14 protein-coding genes and 1 pseudogene are annotated in these 18,633 nt (G+C 56.6%); 12 read left to right on the top strand and 3 right to left on the bottom strand.

What is annotated here, in order from left to right:
- Nucleotides 1-1,061: 1,061 nt before the first annotated feature.
- Together CCGE525_RS34795 and hemN are read left to right on the top strand one after the other, a co-directional pair.
- A complete protein-coding gene (locus tag CCGE525_RS34795) occupies nt 1,062-1,514 on the top strand; it encodes an SgcJ/EcaC family oxidoreductase (protein ID WP_120708884.1) in 453 nt (150 codons plus the stop codon).
- A 488-nt stretch (nt 1,515-2,002) separates the two neighbouring features.
- Nucleotides 2,003-3,343 (top strand): oxygen-independent coproporphyrinogen III oxidase, encoded by a 1,341-nt coding sequence (gene hemN / locus CCGE525_RS34790; protein WP_120708883.1) that lies wholly within the window; start codon nt 2,003-2,005, stop codon nt 3,341-3,343.
- A 362-nt stretch (nt 3,344-3,705) separates the two neighbouring features.
- On the opposite strand, the gene CCGE525_RS34785 is transcribed toward hemN, so the two are convergent.
- From CCGE525_RS34785 to CCGE525_RS34775, 3 genes are all read right to left on the bottom strand, one after another.
- Nucleotides 3,706-4,740 carry a porin gene (locus tag CCGE525_RS34785; RefSeq protein WP_120708882.1) on the bottom strand — a complete coding sequence of 345 codons (1,035 nt, stop codon included), beginning with the start codon at nt 4,738-4,740 and terminating at the stop codon, nt 3,706-3,708.
- Nucleotides 4,741-5,250: 510 nt separating this feature from the next.
- On the bottom strand, nt 5,251-5,475 hold the full coding sequence (locus CCGE525_RS34780; protein WP_120708881.1) for a ferredoxin: 225 nt from the start codon (nt 5,473-5,475) through the stop codon (nt 5,251-5,253).
- Between the two features lie 33 nt (nt 5,476-5,508).
- Entirely contained in the window at nt 5,509-6,687 is a 1,179-nt protein-coding gene (locus CCGE525_RS34775; protein ID WP_120709177.1) for a cytochrome P450, read from the bottom strand.
- 844 nt (nt 6,688-7,531) lie between these two features.
- Here CCGE525_RS34775 and CCGE525_RS34770 point away from each other — a divergent pair.
- The 10 genes and pseudogenes from CCGE525_RS34770 to CCGE525_RS34730 all read left to right on the top strand — a co-directional run bounded on the left by CCGE525_RS34770 (nt 7,532) and on the right by CCGE525_RS34730 (nt 18,000).
- Nucleotides 7,532-8,557, top strand: coding sequence for an L-histidine N(alpha)-methyltransferase (locus CCGE525_RS34770; protein ID WP_245472452.1), 1,026 nt, complete (start codon nt 7,532-7,534; stop codon nt 8,555-8,557).
- 771 nt (nt 8,558-9,328) lie between these two features.
- On the top strand, nt 9,329-11,272 hold the full coding sequence (locus CCGE525_RS34765; RefSeq protein ID WP_120708880.1) for a flavin-containing monooxygenase: 1,944 nt from the start codon (nt 9,329-9,331) through the stop codon (nt 11,270-11,272).
- Between the two features lie 212 nt (nt 11,273-11,484).
- Complete coding sequence (locus tag CCGE525_RS38610) at nt 11,485-11,637, top strand: hypothetical protein (RefSeq protein ID WP_162950417.1); 153 nt, start codon at nt 11,485-11,487, stop codon at nt 11,635-11,637.
- 134 nt (nt 11,638-11,771) lie between these two features.
- Nucleotides 11,772-12,854, top strand: a complete 1,083-nt coding sequence (locus CCGE525_RS34760) for a hydrogenase small subunit (protein ID WP_120708879.1) — start codon at nt 11,772-11,774, stop codon at nt 12,852-12,854.
- Nucleotides 12,855-12,880: 26 nt separating this feature from the next.
- A complete protein-coding gene (locus CCGE525_RS34755) occupies nt 12,881-14,671 on the top strand; it encodes a nickel-dependent hydrogenase large subunit (protein ID WP_120708878.1) in 1,791 nt (596 codons plus the stop codon).
- A gap of 9 nt (nt 14,672-14,680) precedes the next feature.
- Nucleotides 14,681-15,394, top strand: a complete 714-nt coding sequence (cybH, locus tag CCGE525_RS34750) for a Ni/Fe-hydrogenase, b-type cytochrome subunit (protein WP_120708877.1) — start codon at nt 14,681-14,683, stop codon at nt 15,392-15,394.
- The gene (locus CCGE525_RS34745; protein ID WP_120708876.1) at nt 15,395-15,985 is read left to right on the top strand and encodes a HyaD/HybD family hydrogenase maturation endopeptidase; all 591 of its coding nucleotides are present in this window, start codon (nt 15,395-15,397) and stop codon (nt 15,983-15,985) included.
- A 150-nt stretch (nt 15,986-16,135) separates the two neighbouring features.
- Nucleotides 16,136-16,432 carry a HypC/HybG/HupF family hydrogenase formation chaperone gene (gene hypC, locus CCGE525_RS34740; RefSeq protein WP_120708875.1) on the top strand — a complete coding sequence of 99 codons (297 nt, stop codon included), beginning with the start codon at nt 16,136-16,138 and terminating at the stop codon, nt 16,430-16,432.
- Between the two features lie 280 nt (nt 16,433-16,712).
- Nucleotides 16,713-16,862, top strand: a complete 150-nt coding sequence (locus tag CCGE525_RS39975) for a thioredoxin domain-containing protein (protein ID WP_120709175.1) — start codon at nt 16,713-16,715, stop codon at nt 16,860-16,862.
- A 155-nt stretch (nt 16,863-17,017) separates the two neighbouring features.
- Nucleotides 17,018-18,000 (top strand): annotated as a pseudogene (locus CCGE525_RS34730) (hydrogenase expression/formation protein).
- The last annotated feature ends 633 nt before the right edge of the window (nt 18,001-18,633 follow it).

Here is an 18,633-nt window from a genome sequence, read left to right as displayed (position 1 = left end):
GGTGGCCACCGGCTGGCTGAACCTTCGGGAGGCGACCGCGCCGGCCGCAAAGTCAAACAGGGCTGGGAGCGGCGGACTCGCAGAGAAGCTAAAATCGCGCATCTGCCAGGTGGTAAGGCCACGGTAAATAATGCAATCAGACGAACGTGAAGTCCCACCCTGCCAGATGCATATGGGCAAGATCGGCCACAGTGTGGGCACCAGTCAGGTGAACCAAATCGTCCACGCTGTTTTCCGAGTTGACATAGGCCAGGTTTTGCCAAAGAGGCTGTCGGCGTTCTCGCTCCCCCGGAAAAATTTTCCCATCGCAAATGCTCCTGGTGATGCAGCACTACAAACGCCGCGTGACGTCTACATTTTTCTCATCGGACATTGGGCATAATTGATTGTTTCGATTGATTGGCATCCACGTCACCGATGCATTCCCACGCACCTTGTTCTGCAGCAAAAATTTTTGAATTTGCCGCCACTTGTCGTGAAGAGCTCCATCGGGCGAAACGAGCCCCAAAATTCAGTTTGCTGAGATGTGGCCGCGATCGTCGGCTTGGCCGATTAGCAAACCCTGAACGGTGGCCCAAGGGGGCTTGAATCCAAATTGATCGCGTGGATGCATGTTATCCAAACAATCGATTTTGCGAATTGATTGTCGCGCTGCATTAGACGAGCCATCAATTGACGAAGATCAGGCCGTCGAGGGCACACGGGTGCTACGGGAAAGGATCAAAATGGGTCAAGAGGCCCCGCTCTGGAATGTGGTGCTGAAAGGGTCCGACTAGGCTACATTAAATCACCTGGTGATCGCCGCCTGCCTCTGTCTTTCACCAATCCTGGCGAGTGCCACTTGCTTGCGGCAATGGAAATACGGCGTCCCCCAGCGTGGAGGGCCAGCCGAGGATTGGGCGGTGTCCTTGGTTATGTTCGAAGGATTTTTCGTGCAGCTCGCTGAAGCAAATTCATCGGTTGGCATGTCGATCTTGGTGATACCAACGAGGCCTCCAGCCCCAGAGAAAGTGGCCTTGAGGGTCACTCAACCGATCCCGTAACAGAACCGGAGATGACACATGCGTCTTATACTTGCCACCGCGGCGGTACTTTCCACTCTCTCATTGCAGCAAGCTGACGCTGGCAGCGTAAACTGCGCACCGATCACCGACCAGCAGGTAGCCAAATTGTTCGACCGCTGGAACGCGTCGCTCAGAACGCGAGATTCCGAAAAGGTCGCCGCGAACTATGCGGAGAATGCGATCCTCCTGCCGACGCTGTCGAACACGCCGCGCCTGACGCACGAGCAGAGAGTCGCTTACTTTGACCATTTCCTCGAAAAGCAGCCGCAAGGATCGATCGACCTCCGGGTGATTAGGGTCGGCTGTAACACGGCAACGGACAGTGGCACGTATACCTTTACATTCGCCGATGGCACCAAAGTTCCCGCGCGTTACACCTATACGTATGAATTCATGGACGGAAAATGGCTAATCACAGCCCATCACTCCTCGATGATGCCTGAGAGGTAAGAGTGGCGATAGCACGTGCTGGCAAAGCGAGCGCGGCCGCACATTCGGTGAAACCAGCACATCATTCCAGGCCAGAACCTTCATCAACCATCACTTGTCTGATTTGCTCCGTCTTGGAAATCGAAATTCGCCAATTCGTCATCATGGCCTAGAACGTTAGCTTGAAACCGGCCGATAGGGTCAAGGCATATCTATCGTCGCCGTCGCAATGCCGCCATGACTGTCATTGCGTGCAATCGTCTTTTGGCATCCAGAGTGGAACAGCTCCTCTTGCGACTTCGATGATCCCTAGCTCCCAGAGCTTCAACGCAATTGGCATGACCTTTGCGGGCTAAAGGCGGCGGGAATTGTCGATTGGCGGTCGGAAAACCGAAATCATGATGCCTAGTGGCGAAAAACGCTTTCTATCGGCGCGGAATCCCATTTGATCGAAAGGAAGACGACGCATGAGATCTGGATATGGCAAGCTGGGCCGGAGGTGAAAGTAATTGCCGCTAGCGCCATCGATTCTCATCCAGCAAAAGTATGGCAAGGCCTCTTTGCCCTGGTATACGATCTACCCAACGATACAGGAGTTTTCTTCGGCAATCGGCGCCAAGACTTGTGAAGAATGGCTGAGGAACCTGCCACCTGATGACGCCATTTCGCTCTATCTTCACATTCCATTCTGCCGATCGATGTGCTGGTATTGTGGCTTTCCGACCAGCATCACTCGTCAAGATGCATTGATCCTCAATTATCTGGCAACGCTGCGTGAGGAGATCCGTTTGGTCGCGGAGCAAGTACCGCAGACACTTCCTGTGAGCGACGTGCACTTCGGTGGTGGATCCCCGACCATTATGCCGCCAGCGGAGTTCCTGTCCCTGATGGAACTCCTGCGCGGCCGCTTCGCGTTCAAGAATGCGGCTACCATCGCTATCGAGGTCGACCCACGCACCTTCACGAGCGAGATGGCCGACGCTCTGGAAGTGGCCGGTGTGAAGCGCGCAAGCGTCGGCGTGCAGAGCTTCGATCCCATTGTCCAAAAAGCCATCAACCGGGTCCAGAGTGAGACGCAAGTGATGGCTGCCGTCAAAACCCTGCGCCTGCATGGAGTAAGCCGCATCAATTTCGACCTGATGTTTGGTCTGCCGCGTCAAACACTGCAATCCTGTGTCCAGAGCGCCGCGCTCGCAGTTGCAATGCGCCCCGACCGGCTCGCAGTTTTCGGCTATGCGCACGTCCCATCTTATCGAAAAAATCAGCGCTTGATTGAGAAAGAAGCGCTACCGGATATCACTGCCCGCGCTGAGCAGGCCTCGGTGATAGCCGATACCTTGGTTGCCGCCGGCTATCTCCAAATCGGACTCGATCATTTCGCTTTGCCGGATGATGAGCTTGCGCTGGCGCAGAAAACCGGCCGCCTGCGGCGCAATTCCTTGGGTTACTCGGCCGATACATGCCAAACTGTGATCGGCCTCGGCGCGTCGGCCATCGGTCGTTTGGGCGAAGGTTATGTCCAAAACGAACTTACCCAAAGCGTTTATAACCGACACATTGCGGCCGGCCGCTTAGCGACGTCACGGGGCTATCGTCTTAGCGGCGAAGATGGAGTACGGAGCGCAATCATCGAGCACCTCATGTGCAACTTGGAGGCAAACGTGCCAGCGATCTGCACCGATCACGGATTTGACCCGATCGATTTGCTGAGTGAGCGGTTGGACACGCTTGCCGAGAACGGGATATTGGACATCGACAATGGTTTCATCCGTGTACGGCAAGAGGGTCGCTTCGCGCTTCGCGCTGTGGCCGCTGCATTCGACTCTTATCTTGACCGCTCCCCCCTCTGACCCGCCAAGCAGCAGGTGCGCAATAGGTTCGAAAATCGATCATAAGGGCTCGTTGAAGCGAATGGCTCTTAGTTCCGGCGCTATGATGCGAAGGCGATCGGCAAATCGATTTGCAAGACAAATAGCGGAAAAGCGTTTTCAGCAATCCGGACGCGGCGTTGCGGTCAAACTCAAAGCGTGCAGGCAACGCGGATCCGACGCGGATAGATTGGCCGCACGCAGCCTGTTTTGTGTCATTTCGATTTGGCGGCACTCATCATCCGCTGCATCGGATTGGGTCCAATGCTTTGGTGCGGCGCGTGCCTCTCGCTTTGCTCACCAGGACGTTATCTGTCTTTCCCGCCCGCTTTTTCTGACCAAATTTAAAATGATCGCTGAACGCGAAGCGCGCCGGCCCAACTGTCCACATTGATCCTGTCGTAGTTCACGTAGGATACTTCCGGCTCGATCTTCAGATCTCTGGTTACAAACCATTCGACATTCGACGCAGCTTGGAACGTCTTGTTGTCGGCGTAGGCGAACTGCGTGTTCCAGCTTAGCCTATCGTTGATCTTGACGGTGCTGCCGGTCCAGAGGGCCCAATCGCCGGTGCTTCCGGTCACGTCACCGTTCGCAAATTTGTTGATCTTGCTGCCGTCTGTATTCCAAGCCCCCATGAGAAATGCACCGAGTAGGCCGAAATCAGCATCGACACGAGCCTTGATTGCTCCTTCCTCCACAACGGAATCATAACCGCCGACAACTCTTAGCGACCAAGGACCGACCTTGTAGCCAAGACCCACCACGGGGTCCGGCGCATAATGATCTGCACTGTTGGGGTTAAGGTTCGTCGAAAGACTGTCTTCAATCGAGACGACGCCGAAGATGCCGTTGCCACCGTCATAAAAATATGAAAGCTGGTTCAATTTAATGGGGCCGTTGCCGATCACATCCGGATTGATGACATTGCCGGCGTAGCCGATCCAATCATTATATTGTGAGCCGGCGCGGCCGATGAGGAAACCGCCGAGCGAGATATGCGCCACGGGCAGGTCAGCACCCATCGTATTGCTGTCGTCCGTATAGTCGAACCGCAGAGTCGTCGTCGTCTTCAGCGGACCAAATTCGGTGTCTGTCGTCGCGTTGATATAGAGCTCGCTTCGCGTCAGCCAGGTGGTGCCGCTCGGCTCGACCGGGGCATAAGGGTTGTACGAAGATGCCTGCGTACGGACCATGCCGCCGAGCTGCATGCAGGTTTCAGCTCCCGGGATATAGAAATAACCCTTGCCATATGAATCGCAGATATGGACATATTCAACCGGTTCCGGCTCGAGAGCGACGACTCCATTAACAGCGGATACGGAGGGCGCGACCGAAAGTGATGCGATCGAGCCTAGAAGTAAGGATCTGATATTCACTGAAACTCCGATGTTTTAAGTCAACGCGCATCCTTCACGCGCCGCCAGGATGCGTGTCTTAAAATCGCCGTCGGGAAGAAAATCGTTATGGCATTCCAGCGACTCTTTGCCATAACTGATCAATCACGGGGCCTATTTTATATTTCTAGACGGGATAATCTCGGCCTCACTATTCTTTTGAGACAAGGGTATAATCCTTTCATTGCATCCGGAAATCTGACTGCAGGAGAAGACCTCGCCAAACAACACTGTGCTGACATTTCGACATCTGCGCTCAATTGTCTTTGATGATGAAGCGTCTGCAAATGACTGACAGCAATATGCGTGCCGTGGGAAAAACCCTTTATTTTACAATGCAACTCGGTCGAACCAGCTCACAGGGCCGTCTACCATTGTCACACATCAGACAAGCCTGAGCGACATCGACCTATGGTGTTAGCGGGTAACGGAGTTTGACACGTGTTGAATCGTCGATCGATCCATCTGCTTTTTTCCTGTAAGTCGCCAGCATCAGCTCACCCCATCATTGGTAATGTGATCGGATGAGCGATCGATTTCCAGCGCACGTTCGGGGCAGGATCGAGCACCCCGTAATGCGAGAAATTCGTCTCTTTCAGCAACATTGATATTACCAGGCAGGATGTAGCCATCCTCATCCAACTTGAAGATGTCCGGTGCTTGCGACCAACATCGAGCGTGCCCCTGGCATTTGGCATTGCGGACGATGATGTGCATGCGGCACCCCCGTATCTGCGCCCCGTGCTTGCGTTAGGACCAGTCCAAAACTAGATTTTCGATTCCAAACACGTGGCCGCCATAGGTTATAGGGGCCGTACCTTCCTTGATACGGAAATGAGGGATGCGCGACAGCCATTCCTCCAGGGCGATGATGATTTCTCGCCGGGCAAGGTGTGAACCAAGACAACGATGCGGGCCACAGGCGAAGGCGGTATGGCGGTTGTCCTCTCGTGCCAGATCGATCGTGTTGGGATTTTCGAATTCCACCGGATCACGATTGGCAATCATCGTGGCGCAGGAAACATAGTCCCCCTTGCGAATCGGCGCGCCTTCGAAGTCGACATCTTTTGTTGCCACGCGGATCATCTGCACGGTCGAATAGGCCCGCAGCAATTCTTCGGTTGCCAGTACAATCCGCTCCGGTTCACTCCGCAACAATTCCTGGTCTTTTGGATTGCGCGCGAGATGGGCCAAGTCGAAACCCAACGCGGCTGCGACCGTGTCGAGACCTGCGACGAACAAAAGCACGCCGATGCCACGGACTTCCTTGTCGGCCAGCGAACGGTTATCAATCTCTGCCTCCACGATGAAGGTCATGAAGTCGTCGGCCGGCTCTTTGCGGCGCAAGGCCGCAAGTTCGTCGATAAATTCCAGAATTGCTCGAGCCGCCGCCGATCGTTGCGCCTTGTCTCCGTGGAGCAACCTGTTTGCCCAGCCGACAAACATGTCGAGCCGCTCGTCCGACAGTCCCAAGAAATGAAGAAAGACGCCAACTGTGAACGGGATGGCAAAATCCTTCATGACCTCGCAGCTATTGCTCGACGCGGAGATCTTTTCGACTTGGGTGATCGCTCGCGCACGGATAGACGGTTCGAGCGCTATCACTCGCTTTGGCGAGAACAGGGGATTAAGCAGAGAGCGAAAGACGCCATGGGCCGGTGGATCGAGCTCCAGTGGGATCAACGGCCAGTCGTCACCGAGCGCGGAGGCGAAAATACTGCGGTTGCTGGAAAAAGTCTCGGGGTCCTGCAGCACTTGGCGTTGGTCCTTGGCCCTGGTGATGAGCCAGGTGCCACGACCATCCCGGGTATTGTCGGGTGAATAAAAGATCGGAGGCCCGGCATGGACGCGAGCGACGGCTTCATGAGGATCTCCATTGGGGATGCGTTGCATGCCAGGCGACGTGAACAAGCTGAAGTCCCCCACCATTTCGCGCGGGACATGATCTGGGATATGGTCATTCACGACTTGCTTTCTCCTGGACTGGCGGCTTGCGAGGCTGCCGCCCGTAATGTTTTCGCCGGCACAAGCCACCTTGTCGCGCTTCACCTACCCATCGAAACGCGAGAGCGCGAAATAATCGATCGACGGCACCTCCGGCTCTCAGCCGTCCGCGGCCTATCGTTCGTGCTTCCGGATGATTTCACACGGCTTGAGATTTCATCGGCGGCTCCTTGCTGGTATCCAAAATAGTTTTCGGCGTACTGGCCGGCGGCGATCGGGCGTTCCCTTCTATGGCAGGCCACCCAACGTGCCAGCAGCGCTAAACGCCTTGCATAGGAGAATTCAATATTCATGCCAGTTTCCTTGGCTGCCGCACAGCAATTTTCCGATTTCTTTTCAACTGGTTAATGTGAGCCAGGCAACCGAATGACTGAATAACACCAGTGTCGGGGATCTAACAAAACTGGCGGAAAGCGGCTTGCGACGGCGCCGAGGTGGACGACCATGCGCAGTGACGTTGCGGTGTCCCGGTTCCGACAATGTCGGACACAGGAAAAGCTGCGTTGGTATCACTTCCTTGTTTTAAAACGATGTTCTCGTTTGGCCCGAATAATGCCTAACCGGCCGCCGACCGCCGGGCCAAGGAGGAAGAACATCTAAGGACCTGCCTGACAAACACGCCGGTAGCCGCCGCCAATACCGTACAATGCGAAGGCGCTTGAGACCGTCGCCCCGAATTAGGCGCTCAATGCTTGTTCAGTGAGATGAATTTCCTGCGCGAAGTTTCGCCCGCCGATTATCCCATCACCACAGCGAGAGGAGAGCAATTGTGAGCTTTCTCGAAACGAGTTTGGAGCTGTTTCGGCAAAAATATGCGCCAGACCTAGGTCCCGAGCAATACGCTCACCACACGGGACTTGACCGGGACGGCAATTCGATGAGTGGCTCGTTGTTGTGGGCAAAGGCTGAGGCCCAGAGGATCAATAATGCGCTCGACACCGGGACAGCCAATATGGTGGATGCCGAGATCAAGTTGGCGCAAGAACTTCAGCAGAAAGTGAGAGACTATGTCCGATGGCATCATCAAGACGAGCGGTCTCAAAAAGGGGTGTCAATTCTGGAGTATGGTCCCGGAACAGTGCGGGCATTCCAACAGAAGACCCTTCCCCTTGCAACGGAATTGCGCGGTAAGGCCTCACGCTGCGTACTGGTCGATCGCTCGAACGAGTTCCTTCGGGACATTGAGCAATTGCCTGCTCCTTGCGGCTTGAAAATCGAATTCATTCGCGACGATATATTTTCTGGGCAGCGCTTTTTTTTCGATGAGGAAGCGGCATTTGTCGTCATGTTTGGCCGGACATTTGGAAACCTCGCCGCCAGCATAAGTGAAACCCCTCCCGTGACGACGGTCGTCCAGGCGCTGAAGACAATATCGAACAGCGCGAAGCGGTGCTGGCTTGCAATCTCAATTGGCTCGGATCTGAGGTGGGATGTCGCAAGAGCCTACTACGAAGCGCATCCTGAATTTCAGCTGAATGTATTCTATCGAATGAAGGCAGAGTTACCCGTCGACGATAATTTTGATCCCAGTGCCTTTGAGTATGAAGCAGATATGAAGGGTAACGACAAGTTCATGCAAGTAATACATACGGCTATCGTAAATAGAGATTTATCATTTAATCTTAATGAAGAAAGCATCGCATTGAAAAGCGGTGATCGTCTGCATTTAAAGAACTCGTTTTCTTTTTCCGAAGCGTTTTTCAGGGAATGTGCGAACTTGGCAGGGCTTGTGCCGATCGACGTGCTTTCAGATAATGCCGGCTCAGACATTCACGTGTTAGAAAAGGCGACTTAAAAACAAGTCTTTCCGCCGTCGCCGGCGAACGTCAATCCTAGCATGCGATGGCCAATAACCAGCCGTTTTGACCATGTCTGGCAAGACTTTGCTGTCCATTATCAGTCAGAGCGACATGGGGTATCGGGCGTGGAGGACTGGACAACCTTCACAGTTGAAACGCTTGGTCGCCGAGCCCGATGTCCTGGCGAGAAGAGGCGTCAGGAGTCCCGCTTGCTCATCAGGCGTCTAATAGGTCAGTGTCGCACGGCTTTGTCCGATGGGTGACAATGCTGGATATGAGAAATATACAATTTTTGCCTATTGTATTGAATTAGCATCGATTTCTACTTTGGCACGCCCATTGCTGCGACGCATTTGCAGACGCGTCACGGGTCGACGATAATCGCACGGAGATGTCGATATGTTAGCACAATACTTTCTGCCGGGACCTACGTCCGGTTATCCGACAGCAGAACGTTCCAGATCCAGAAGACGGAAGAGACCGCGCAGACGTTTTCAGTTGTGCGCGGGCGAGCGAAACGAATGCCCCGAGCAAAGCCTCATCGCCGTCGCAACTTCCGATCTGAGGGCGCCTCATAAGCGGTTCTTCGCACGTGGCGATCGATGCCGACCGCCCAAACGCGTTCTGGATTAGATATTCGGCGGATTACTGCCGAACCTCCCTCATGCCCGTCGTCAAAACCGCGCGAAGTTGGACAGCAAATTCGCGTGCTGGCGCGATGCCTTGGCGTATCGGTCCAGACCCTTGCAATTGCAGGAACCTAAACCATGGGACACTCCACAGACCCCGACCAGTTCCGCCGGCGTATCGCCGAAGCGCTCCCTTCGGCCAATATTCCAACCCTGTTGCTCCTTCTTTATCAGTTCACAGGACGAGACTATTGGCTAAACCCGCCGTTTATTCCCGTGAAGAGCGGATGGGACGACAACGATTCCGGCGGTCTGACAGTCGAACTGCAGGCGGAGGTTCGCGATGCAGCACTGACCGCCATCACGGCGTGGCGCCAGGGAGAACACATCGCCAAGCCGGACTTATCGGCAGAAGAGTTGATCCGCATGCTATCCATGTCGGAGGCTGAGCCTATTCCGCCGGAATATGCTGACATGATGATCCACAAGCTGCGGAGGTATTCGGGCGCGGTTCCCGATCCGGTGTGCTTGCCGGAGGACTTCCGCGTGCTTGTCATCGGAGCCGGCATGTCCGGTATGGCGGCCGCAATTCGGCTACGACAACTGGGCGTTTCCTACATCCAGATCGAAAAGCAAAACCGCACCGGCGGCGTCTGGCATTCACATCACTACCCTGGCTGTGGAGTGGACACGCCCGGACATCTTTACTCCTACACTTTTGCCAGTGGCGACTGGAGCAAGTTCTTCCCTTTGCAGCGAGAAATCGACGACTATCTTAACCGGGTTGCCTGCGAATTCGGGATCGAGAGCTCGATCCGCTACGGCACGGAATGCCTCCACACTCGCTATGACGAAGAGAGCCGGACTTGGCATTCCCGGTTACGCTTGCCAGACGGTACGGAAGAAACCCTCGTGACCAATGTGGTCATTTCGGCCGTCGGAGGCTTTACCACGCCGAAATGGCCGAATATTTCAGGCCTGCGTGACTTCGACGGCCCGGTGATACACACCTCGAATTGGGATCCAGAGGTTAGACTCGACGGCAAACGCGTGGCTGTGATTGGTAATGGAGCCTCGGCAATGCAGGTTGTCCCAGCAATCGCAGATCGGGTGGGTGCCCTGACAATCTTCCAACGGTCGCGCCAATGGGCGGCGCCCTTTCCAAAGTTTCGTATGCCGGTTGCCGAGCCGGTGCGGTTCTTGCTGCGCGAGGTACCACACTACGAATGGCTTTATAGGCTCCGGCTGAGTTGGATTTTTGACAGTCAAGTGCACCAGTCCCTACAGAAGGACCCGGCGTGGACGCATCCTGATCGCTCTGTGAATGCGATGAACGACGACCATCGCGAGACCTACACACGATACATCGAAGAGCAGCTGGCCGGGCATCCCGAGCTATTGGCCAAGGTCATCCCGCCCTACCCGCCATTCGGCAAGCGAATGCTCCTGGACAACGGCTGGTACCGAACCCTGTTGAAGCCGCAAGTTAATCTAGTAGACAGCGCTGCTGCCCATGTTGAAGGCAAGTCGATCCGCGCGATAAATGGCGACACCCATGAGGCAGACGTTCTCATTGTCGCCTCGGGCTACGATATCACACGCTTCTTGCTTCCGGTTCAGGTATTCGGACGCAATGGCGTGACAGTACGTGAGGTCTGGAACGATGACGACTGTCAGGCCTATCTGGGTACCGTCGTGGCGGGCTTTCCGAACTTCTTCATGCTCTACGGTCCCAATACAGCCCTCGGTCATCGCGGCAACTTCATTTTCACGATCGAAAGCCAACTCGATTACGTGTTGAGCGTTCTGCGCCAGATGGGAGAAAAGAAGCTGATCGAGGTGGAATGCCGGCAAGACGTATATCAGCGCTACAACCGGACGATCCAAGAAATGCACCAGAATATGATCTGGAGCCATCCCGGCATGTCTACCTATTTCCGCAACGACCGGGGGCGAATCGTGACCAACAGCCCTTGGCGCCTGATCGATTATTGGAACCTGACGAAGGAAGCAGATCTCGGTGACTACCGCACGACGGGCCGCATCGGCTCCCAGTCAGAGACCGCGGCGGAAGCGGTTTGAAATGGCAACCCACCAGCCGCTCATGATTGGGGGCCGTTGAGGTTGGGAATTTATGACTGCGGCGCAGGCACAGATCATTGCGAAGACGTCGCTTTGTCGAATAGCACAGCGATCACGTGCAACGAGTTTGCAGACAGTTGTCTATCGGGTTGCACCCCCTAGTAGATTTCCGCATCGGTCGATGCGACATTTGCGTTGCGAGACCCTGGAAAATGATGATCTACACGCTGCATTCGTTCATCTCCTCGATGGTCCAGTTGGGTATCGAACACCTAGGCGGCGATGGCATTGCAATCGATGCCCTCGGCCAGAGGCGCAACACCGACGGTGTCATGACGCTGACTGTCAGCAGGCAAAAATCTTAATCCTCACCAACCTTCAGTCCGAATGAAAACAAAAAGTCGGCGAGCCAGTTCTACAACTGGTGCGCTTTTTGCAGGCATCTGCCTCAACGTCGCTGGCTTGAAAAGCCTGAGGGATGCAAAGTTCGAGGAGCAATATGGCCGCGCCAGAAACGTTTTACGATATCATCCGCCGCCAGGGTGTAACCCGCCGCAGTTTCCTGAAATTCTGCAGCCTGACGGCAGTCAGCCTCGGCTTCGGCCCCGGTACTGCGACCGCAATGGCAGAGGCGCTCGAAACCAACGAGCGCGTGCCGGTGATCTGGATGCATGGGCTCGAATGCACCTGCTGTTCGGAAAGCTTCATCCGCTCGGCTCATCCTCTGGTCAAGGACGTCGTCCTGTCGATGATCTCGCTCGATTACGACGATACGATCATGGCGGCAGCCGGCCACCAGGCCGAGGCGATCCTTGAGGAGACCACGGAAAAGTACAAGGGCAAGTACATTCTTGCCGTTGAAGGCAATCCGCCGCTCAACGAAGACGGTATGTTCTGCATCGATGGCGGCAGGCCCTTTGTCGAGAAGCTCAAATGGATGGCCGAGGGTGCCCTGGCTATCATCGCCTGGGGAACCTGCGCCTCCTGGGGCTGCGTTCAGGCGGCAAAACCGAACCCCACTGGGGCGACGCCGATCGACAAAGTGATCCGCGACAAGCCGATTATCAAAGTGCCGGGCTGTCCGCCCATCGCAGAGGTGATGACCGGCGTCATCACATTCATCACCACGTTCGGCAAGCTGCCCGAACTCGACCGCCAGGGCCGGCCGAAGATGTTCTATTCGCAGCGTATCCACGACAAGTGCTATCGCCGCCCGCATTTCGACGCTGGCCAGTTCGTCGAGGAATGGGACGATGAAGGCGCGCGCAAGGGCTACTGCCTTTACAAGATGGGCTGCAAAGGACCGACCACCTACAATGCCTGCTCGACCGTTCGTTGGAATGGCGGCGTCTCCTTCCCGATCCAGTCCGGCCATGGCTGCATTGGCTGCTCGGAAGACGGTATCTGGGACAAGGACAGCTTCTATTCCCGGCTGACGCACATCAACCAATTCGGCATAGAAGCCACCGCGGACCAAGTGGGTATGACCGCAGCCGGTGTTGTCGGCGGCGTGATCGCTGCCCACGCTGCAATCACGACCGCCAAGCGGGTCATTGCCAAGCGCGGGAAACCCAACCTTTAACGTCTGCAGGGACAGGAAGGATCACGATGACCATTCGAACGCCAGATGGCTTCACGCTCGACAATTCCGGCAAGCGTATTGTGGTCGACCCGGTAACTCGCATCGAAGGTCACATGCGTATCGAGGTCAACGTCGACCAAGACAACGTCATCCGCAATGCCGTTTCTACCGGCACAATGTGGCGCGGCATCGAAGTCATCCTCAAAAATCGCGATCCACGCGACGCCTGGGCTTTCACCGAACGCATCTGCGGCGTCTGCACCGGAACTCATGCGCTCACATCCGTGCGGGCGGTAGAAAATGCGCTCGGCATAACCATCCCGGAAAACGCCAATTCGATTCGCAATCTGATGCAGCTGGCACTGCAGGTGCATGACCATGTCGTGCATTTTTATCACCTGCATGCGCTCGACTGGGTGGATGTCATTTCTGCTCTCAAGGCGGATGCGAAGGCCACATCGGCGCTTGCGCAATCGATGTCCGATTGGGCACTGTCTTCGCCGGGTTACTTCAAAGACATTCAGACACGGCTCAAGAAGTTCGTCGAATCTGGCCAGCTTGGCCCGTTCAAAAACGGCTACTGGGGCAATGCATCCTACAAGCTTCCGCCAGAAGCGAACCTGATGGCCGTGGCACACTATCTCGAAGCCCTCGATTTTCAGAAGGAGATCGTCAAGATCCACGCGATCTTCGGCGGCAAGAACCCGCATCCGAACTGGCTGGTCGGCGGCGTGCCTTGTCCTATCAATCTCGACGGCACAGGCGCCGTTGGCGCCATCACAATCGAACGGTTGAACCACATTTCGTCGATCATCGACCAGCTGATCGAGTTCAACGAGAAGGTATACCTGCCCGACATCATGGCGATCGGCTCCTTCTATAAGGACTGGCTCTTCGGCGGCGGATTGTCGGGCAGAAACGTCCTTGCCTATGGCGATGTGCCGGAACACGCAAATGACTATACCGACGCGAGCCTGAAGCTGCCGCGCGGTGCGATCATTAACGGCAATCTCGAGGAAGTCCTACCCGTCGATCATTCCGATCCAGAGCAGATCCAGGAATTCGTCAGTCACTCTTGGTACAAATATCCGGAGGGGGCCAAGGGCCTGCATCCCTGGGACGGTGTCACTGTGCCGCATTATGAGCTTGGTCCGAATACGAAGGGCACCAAGACCAACATTCAAGAGCTGGACGAGGGCGGCAAATATTCCTGGATCAAGGCGCCGCGCTGGCGTGGCCACGCCATGGAAGTCGGCCCGCTCGCCCGCTGGGTCTTAGGCTACGCGCAAGGCAGGCCAGAGTTCAAGGATCCGGTCGACAAGGTCCTGAAGGATCTCGGCCTCCCGACCGTGGCGTTGTTTTCGACGCTCGGGCGCACCGCCGCCCGCGCGCTCGAATCTGTCTGGGCCGGCCGGCAGATGCGCTATTTCCAGGACAAGCTGGTCGCCAACATCAAGGCCGGCGATAGCGCCACCGCCTTCATCGACAAATGGAAGCCGGAGACCTGGCCTTCCGAGGTCAAAGGCGTCGGCTTCACCGAGGCGCCGCGCGGCGCCCTCGCCCACTGGATCAAGATCAGGGACGGCAAGATCGACAATTATCAATGCGTGGTGCCGACGACCTGGAACGGCAGTCCGCGCGATCCGGAGGGCAATATCGGCGCGTTTGAGGCTTCCCTGATCGACACGCCGATGTCGGATCCGTCGCAGCCACTCGAAATCCTCCGAACTATCCATTCCTTCGATCCGTGCCTTGCATGCTCCACGCATGTCATGAGCCCGAATGGACAGGAAATGGCCAAAGTCCAGGTCAGATGAGGGACGATCATGAGCCTTTCCGATACTTCCGACGCTGATGGCGAACGCGCCAGCGAGTACCAAAGCGTGTATGTCTACGAGGCGCCCGTGCGGCTCTGGCACTGGGTGAACGCCTTCTCCATTGTGACGCTAGCGCTGACCGGCTATTTCATCGGCAGCCCGTTGCCTGCCATGGCCGGCGAGGCGAGCGCTCATTTCCTCATGGGCTATATCCGTTTCACTCATTTCGTCGCCGGCCAGAGCCTGGTCGCGGTCCTGCTCCTTAGGATCTACTGGGCCTTCGTCGGCAATGTGCATGCGCGTCAAATCTTCTACGTTCCCTTCTGGAGCGGGCGGTTCTGGAGCGAATGGCTGCACGATGTGCGCTGGTACACGTTCCTCGCTGGAAAGGCGCTGAAATATCCCGGCCACAATCCGCTGTCGCAGTTCGTCATGTTCCTGATGTTCACGCTGCCGCTGGCATTCATGATAATCACCGGATTTGCCCTCTATAGCGAAGGTGTCGGACGCGACAGCTGGGAATATGCGCTGTTCGGCTGGGTATTTTCGATCTGGCCGAACAGTCAGGACGTCCACACCTTTCATCGCCTCGGAATGTGGGGAATTCTGATCTTCGTAATGATCCATATCTATGTCGCGGTACGCGAGGACATCATCAGCCGCCAAAGCATCGTCTCGTCGATGATTTCGGGCGAGCGACTGTCCAAGCGCAAGGAGGACTAGATGGGCGAACCAAACTTTCGCAAACGCCGCGTCTTAGTGCTCGGCGTCGGCAATATTCTCTGGGCCGACGAAGGTTTCGGCGTTCGCGCTGTCGAAGCCTTCCACCGCGCCTATGCGGTGCCGAACAATGTCACCGTGCTCGATGGCGGCACCCAGGGCCTCTATCTCGTGCACCATGTGACCGAGGCCGATGATTTGATTATCTTCGACGCCATCGATTTCGGGCTCGCGCCCGGGACACTGAAGATCGTCGCGAATGACGAAGTGCCGAAATTCACCGGCGCCAAAAAGATCAGCCTGCATCAGACAGGCTTCCAGGATGTCCTAAGCGCTGCCGATCTTCTCGATCGCTATCCCGCGAAACTCGTATTGATCGGCTGCCAGCCGGCGGATCTCGATAGCTGGGGCGGACCGGTGACAGAGCCCGTCAAAGCGGTAATTCCGGAGGCGATAATGGCCGCCGCCGGTATCCTGGAGCGATGGGGCGTCGACGTGAGCCCGCGTAGCGGCAGCGCGCCAACGCTTCTGGGCAACGGCATCGATTTTGAGCATTACGAGTGGCGCGCCGATCCTGCCGCATTGACCGCCTGAGGAGGGATTCGGGCGCGCCCGCGACCGTCGGTGCGTTCCAGTTCGCCGGCTCCCTCAAACTTTTCCCAAGGCTAGAAACTACGGGAACCGTTCGCAGCCAATCCATGCGGTTCCCGACATCATGAACTTTCGCGGACCGAGGAGCTGATTATGTGCATAGGGATTCCGATGCGAGTGGTGAGCAGCGGCAAATTGACGGCGCAGTGTGAGCACCACGGATCGGTTTTTCCCATATCGATGCTGTTGGTCGGCCCGCAACCGGTCGGCACTCACGTTCTTACTCATTTGGGATCTGCGATACGGCTGCTCGATGCCGACGAAGCACGCATGATCGACGATGCATTGGCCGGCCTTGGCCAGGCCGTCGAAGGACGGCCGTTCGAAAGTCTGTTTGCCGATCTCATCTCCCGCGAGCCGGAACTGCCGTCCCACCTGCGGGAAAACTGACAGTTTAAATTCCATCATTGAAAGCAATCCGCCCGTCTTTGTAGAGCTGGTGTTTTATCTCGATGAAAATTTTCCTTTCAGATCAATGCGATCGAATTTCTCTGCAAATGGTACGCCGCTTGCAAACAAGAATTTGAAGAATGTTTGCAAGCCAATATCTGGAGGAGACAATGCCGTCCCATCTGAACCGCGTCCTGAACGCGCGGACGCGATCGCCCGTCGTCGATGAAACAAGCATCGACATTTTCTCGGAGCTGCTGGCGGCGAAGCTGAAACGGCGATTCTGTACTTTACCGGCGATCCGGCACAGCGAGCCGAAGCGGACGATGGCGCCATTGTCCTGCCAAAAATCTTGCAGGCCTTTCAGGGCCTGCTGCTGCGCCCCGTCGTCAGCTGCACCGGGACAAGCCGAAGCCGCGCTGCAGCATGATTGTCATGCCAAGCTCGGCAACACCGCTATCAACCGCTCCACGTGTTTGGCAAGATCCGCCACTGGTCGGACTATATGGACAAGATCGGCAACCGGCGGTGCGGGGATGCGCTGGCCATAGTTAGCATTCGTTAGGCCGGGGGTTGAACTCCCCCATGTCGGCAGGGAGTCGTTCTATGACAGCAGCTTTCCGGATCGCGCCCGAAGGCGAAGATGCCGCGCCGGTGGTGCCGATCGGCGCCGATCCACCGCAAGGCGCCTGCAAGCTCAACGGCCTCGTCACCAGCAGCGCCGAGAAGATCCGTCGCTGCCGCCAAACTGCAACGCTGCTGCCCGACATTGCCGCGACGCTCGCGGTGCAGAAGGCCGACCAGCCCGGCCGGTTATTCGACATCTCCGAATTCACCGACGATGACAAGCAGCTGATCACCCAGACGCTCGGCACAGGCGAGGTCGCCGGAACAGCGCTACTGCCCTCCGGTGTCCTTGCGCATATCCAGGAAGCGGTGACGGCCGGCGTATGGCGTATCCGCTTCAAGGACCCCAACGGCATCCCGATTGCGGATTATATCGAGGTTGCGTCGATTCCGATGGCGGTGAGACAGGCCTGCGCAGTACTGCCGGGCTGCCTCTCATATGGACCTGCGCCGTCGGGCACAATGAATGTTATGCCCTTGCTGACCGAGATCGGCGACCGCATCGACCGCTATCGGCACGGCGATCCAGCGCATGTTATCACCTTGTCGCTGTTTCCGATGAACCCCCAGGACATGAATTTCCTGCAGGTCGCGCTACGGCCGGGCCCCGTGCAGCTGACCTCGCACGGCTATCGCACCTGTCGCGTGGTGGCGGCGGGACCCGCAACGTTTGGTCCGTGCAGTTCTACAATCGCATGGATGCAATCATTCTCGACGCTCTGGAGATCGTCGACATCCCGTCCTTTGCCCTTGCCGCTGAAGAGGATTTCCGCGATTCCGCCGCCCATCTGCGCCATATCGGGAGGCATATTTCAGATGACGAGCTTCCAGAATGTCGGCAAGCGCCGGACGGTCTCGAACAGGGACAGGATGGAATGCGACATCTGCTGGCACGTTCATGCCCCTGCGCAAGGCGACCCTCTCTGGCGGTCCGGCATTAGGAGTTTTTTCGCCGTGCCGGAAGAACGGGGAGAAAGCGGTGCGCGCTTTCTTCGAGGCCGTCGCGCGCACGCCGCCGCTCCGCCGGCCGGCTTCAGTTGCCCCGATCTCCTTCGGAAGAATTTCCGCGGACAGCGAGAGCGTGCTGCATGACCTTCCTCCTTGGCGCAGGCTCGATCCGGATCGACGTGACAGTGACACAAGCGCTCCTCGTCGGTGGAGGTGAGGGTTAAACGCGCGCAAGAGTTGACGCGCATCTTCATCGGCCGCCGACCCGAAGAAGCGCCCGTGCTTGCCGGGCAGGTTTTTTCACTCTGGGCTTTTCGCAATCGGTGGCAGCGCGGCTCGCAATACTGAATGCGGCAGACCTGCCAATGCCCGCCGAGGGTCGGTCTGCGGCAATGGCCGGATTGCTGGCGGAACGGATATTCGAGGCATTGAGGGCGCTAATTTTGCACTGGCCCTCGTTACTGGCTGGTGCCGTGGCTGAGGCTGGCCAATATCTGCGCCGGGCTCTGACCGCTTCCCAGGCTATCATTGATGACGCGAAAGCGATGAGGACGGACCATATTTCCTAGCCGCAAACACGCGGCGGCTTGGAGCCGCCGCGGCGGGGCTCGGCATACCTGAAGACG

The organism is Rhizobium jaguaris (assembly GCF_003627755.1).
Taxonomy (GTDB): domain Bacteria; phylum Pseudomonadota; class Alphaproteobacteria; order Rhizobiales; family Rhizobiaceae; genus Rhizobium; species Rhizobium jaguaris.
The sequence above is the reverse complement of the archived record's forward strand: the minus strand, read 5'-3'. Positions and strand labels throughout refer to the sequence as shown.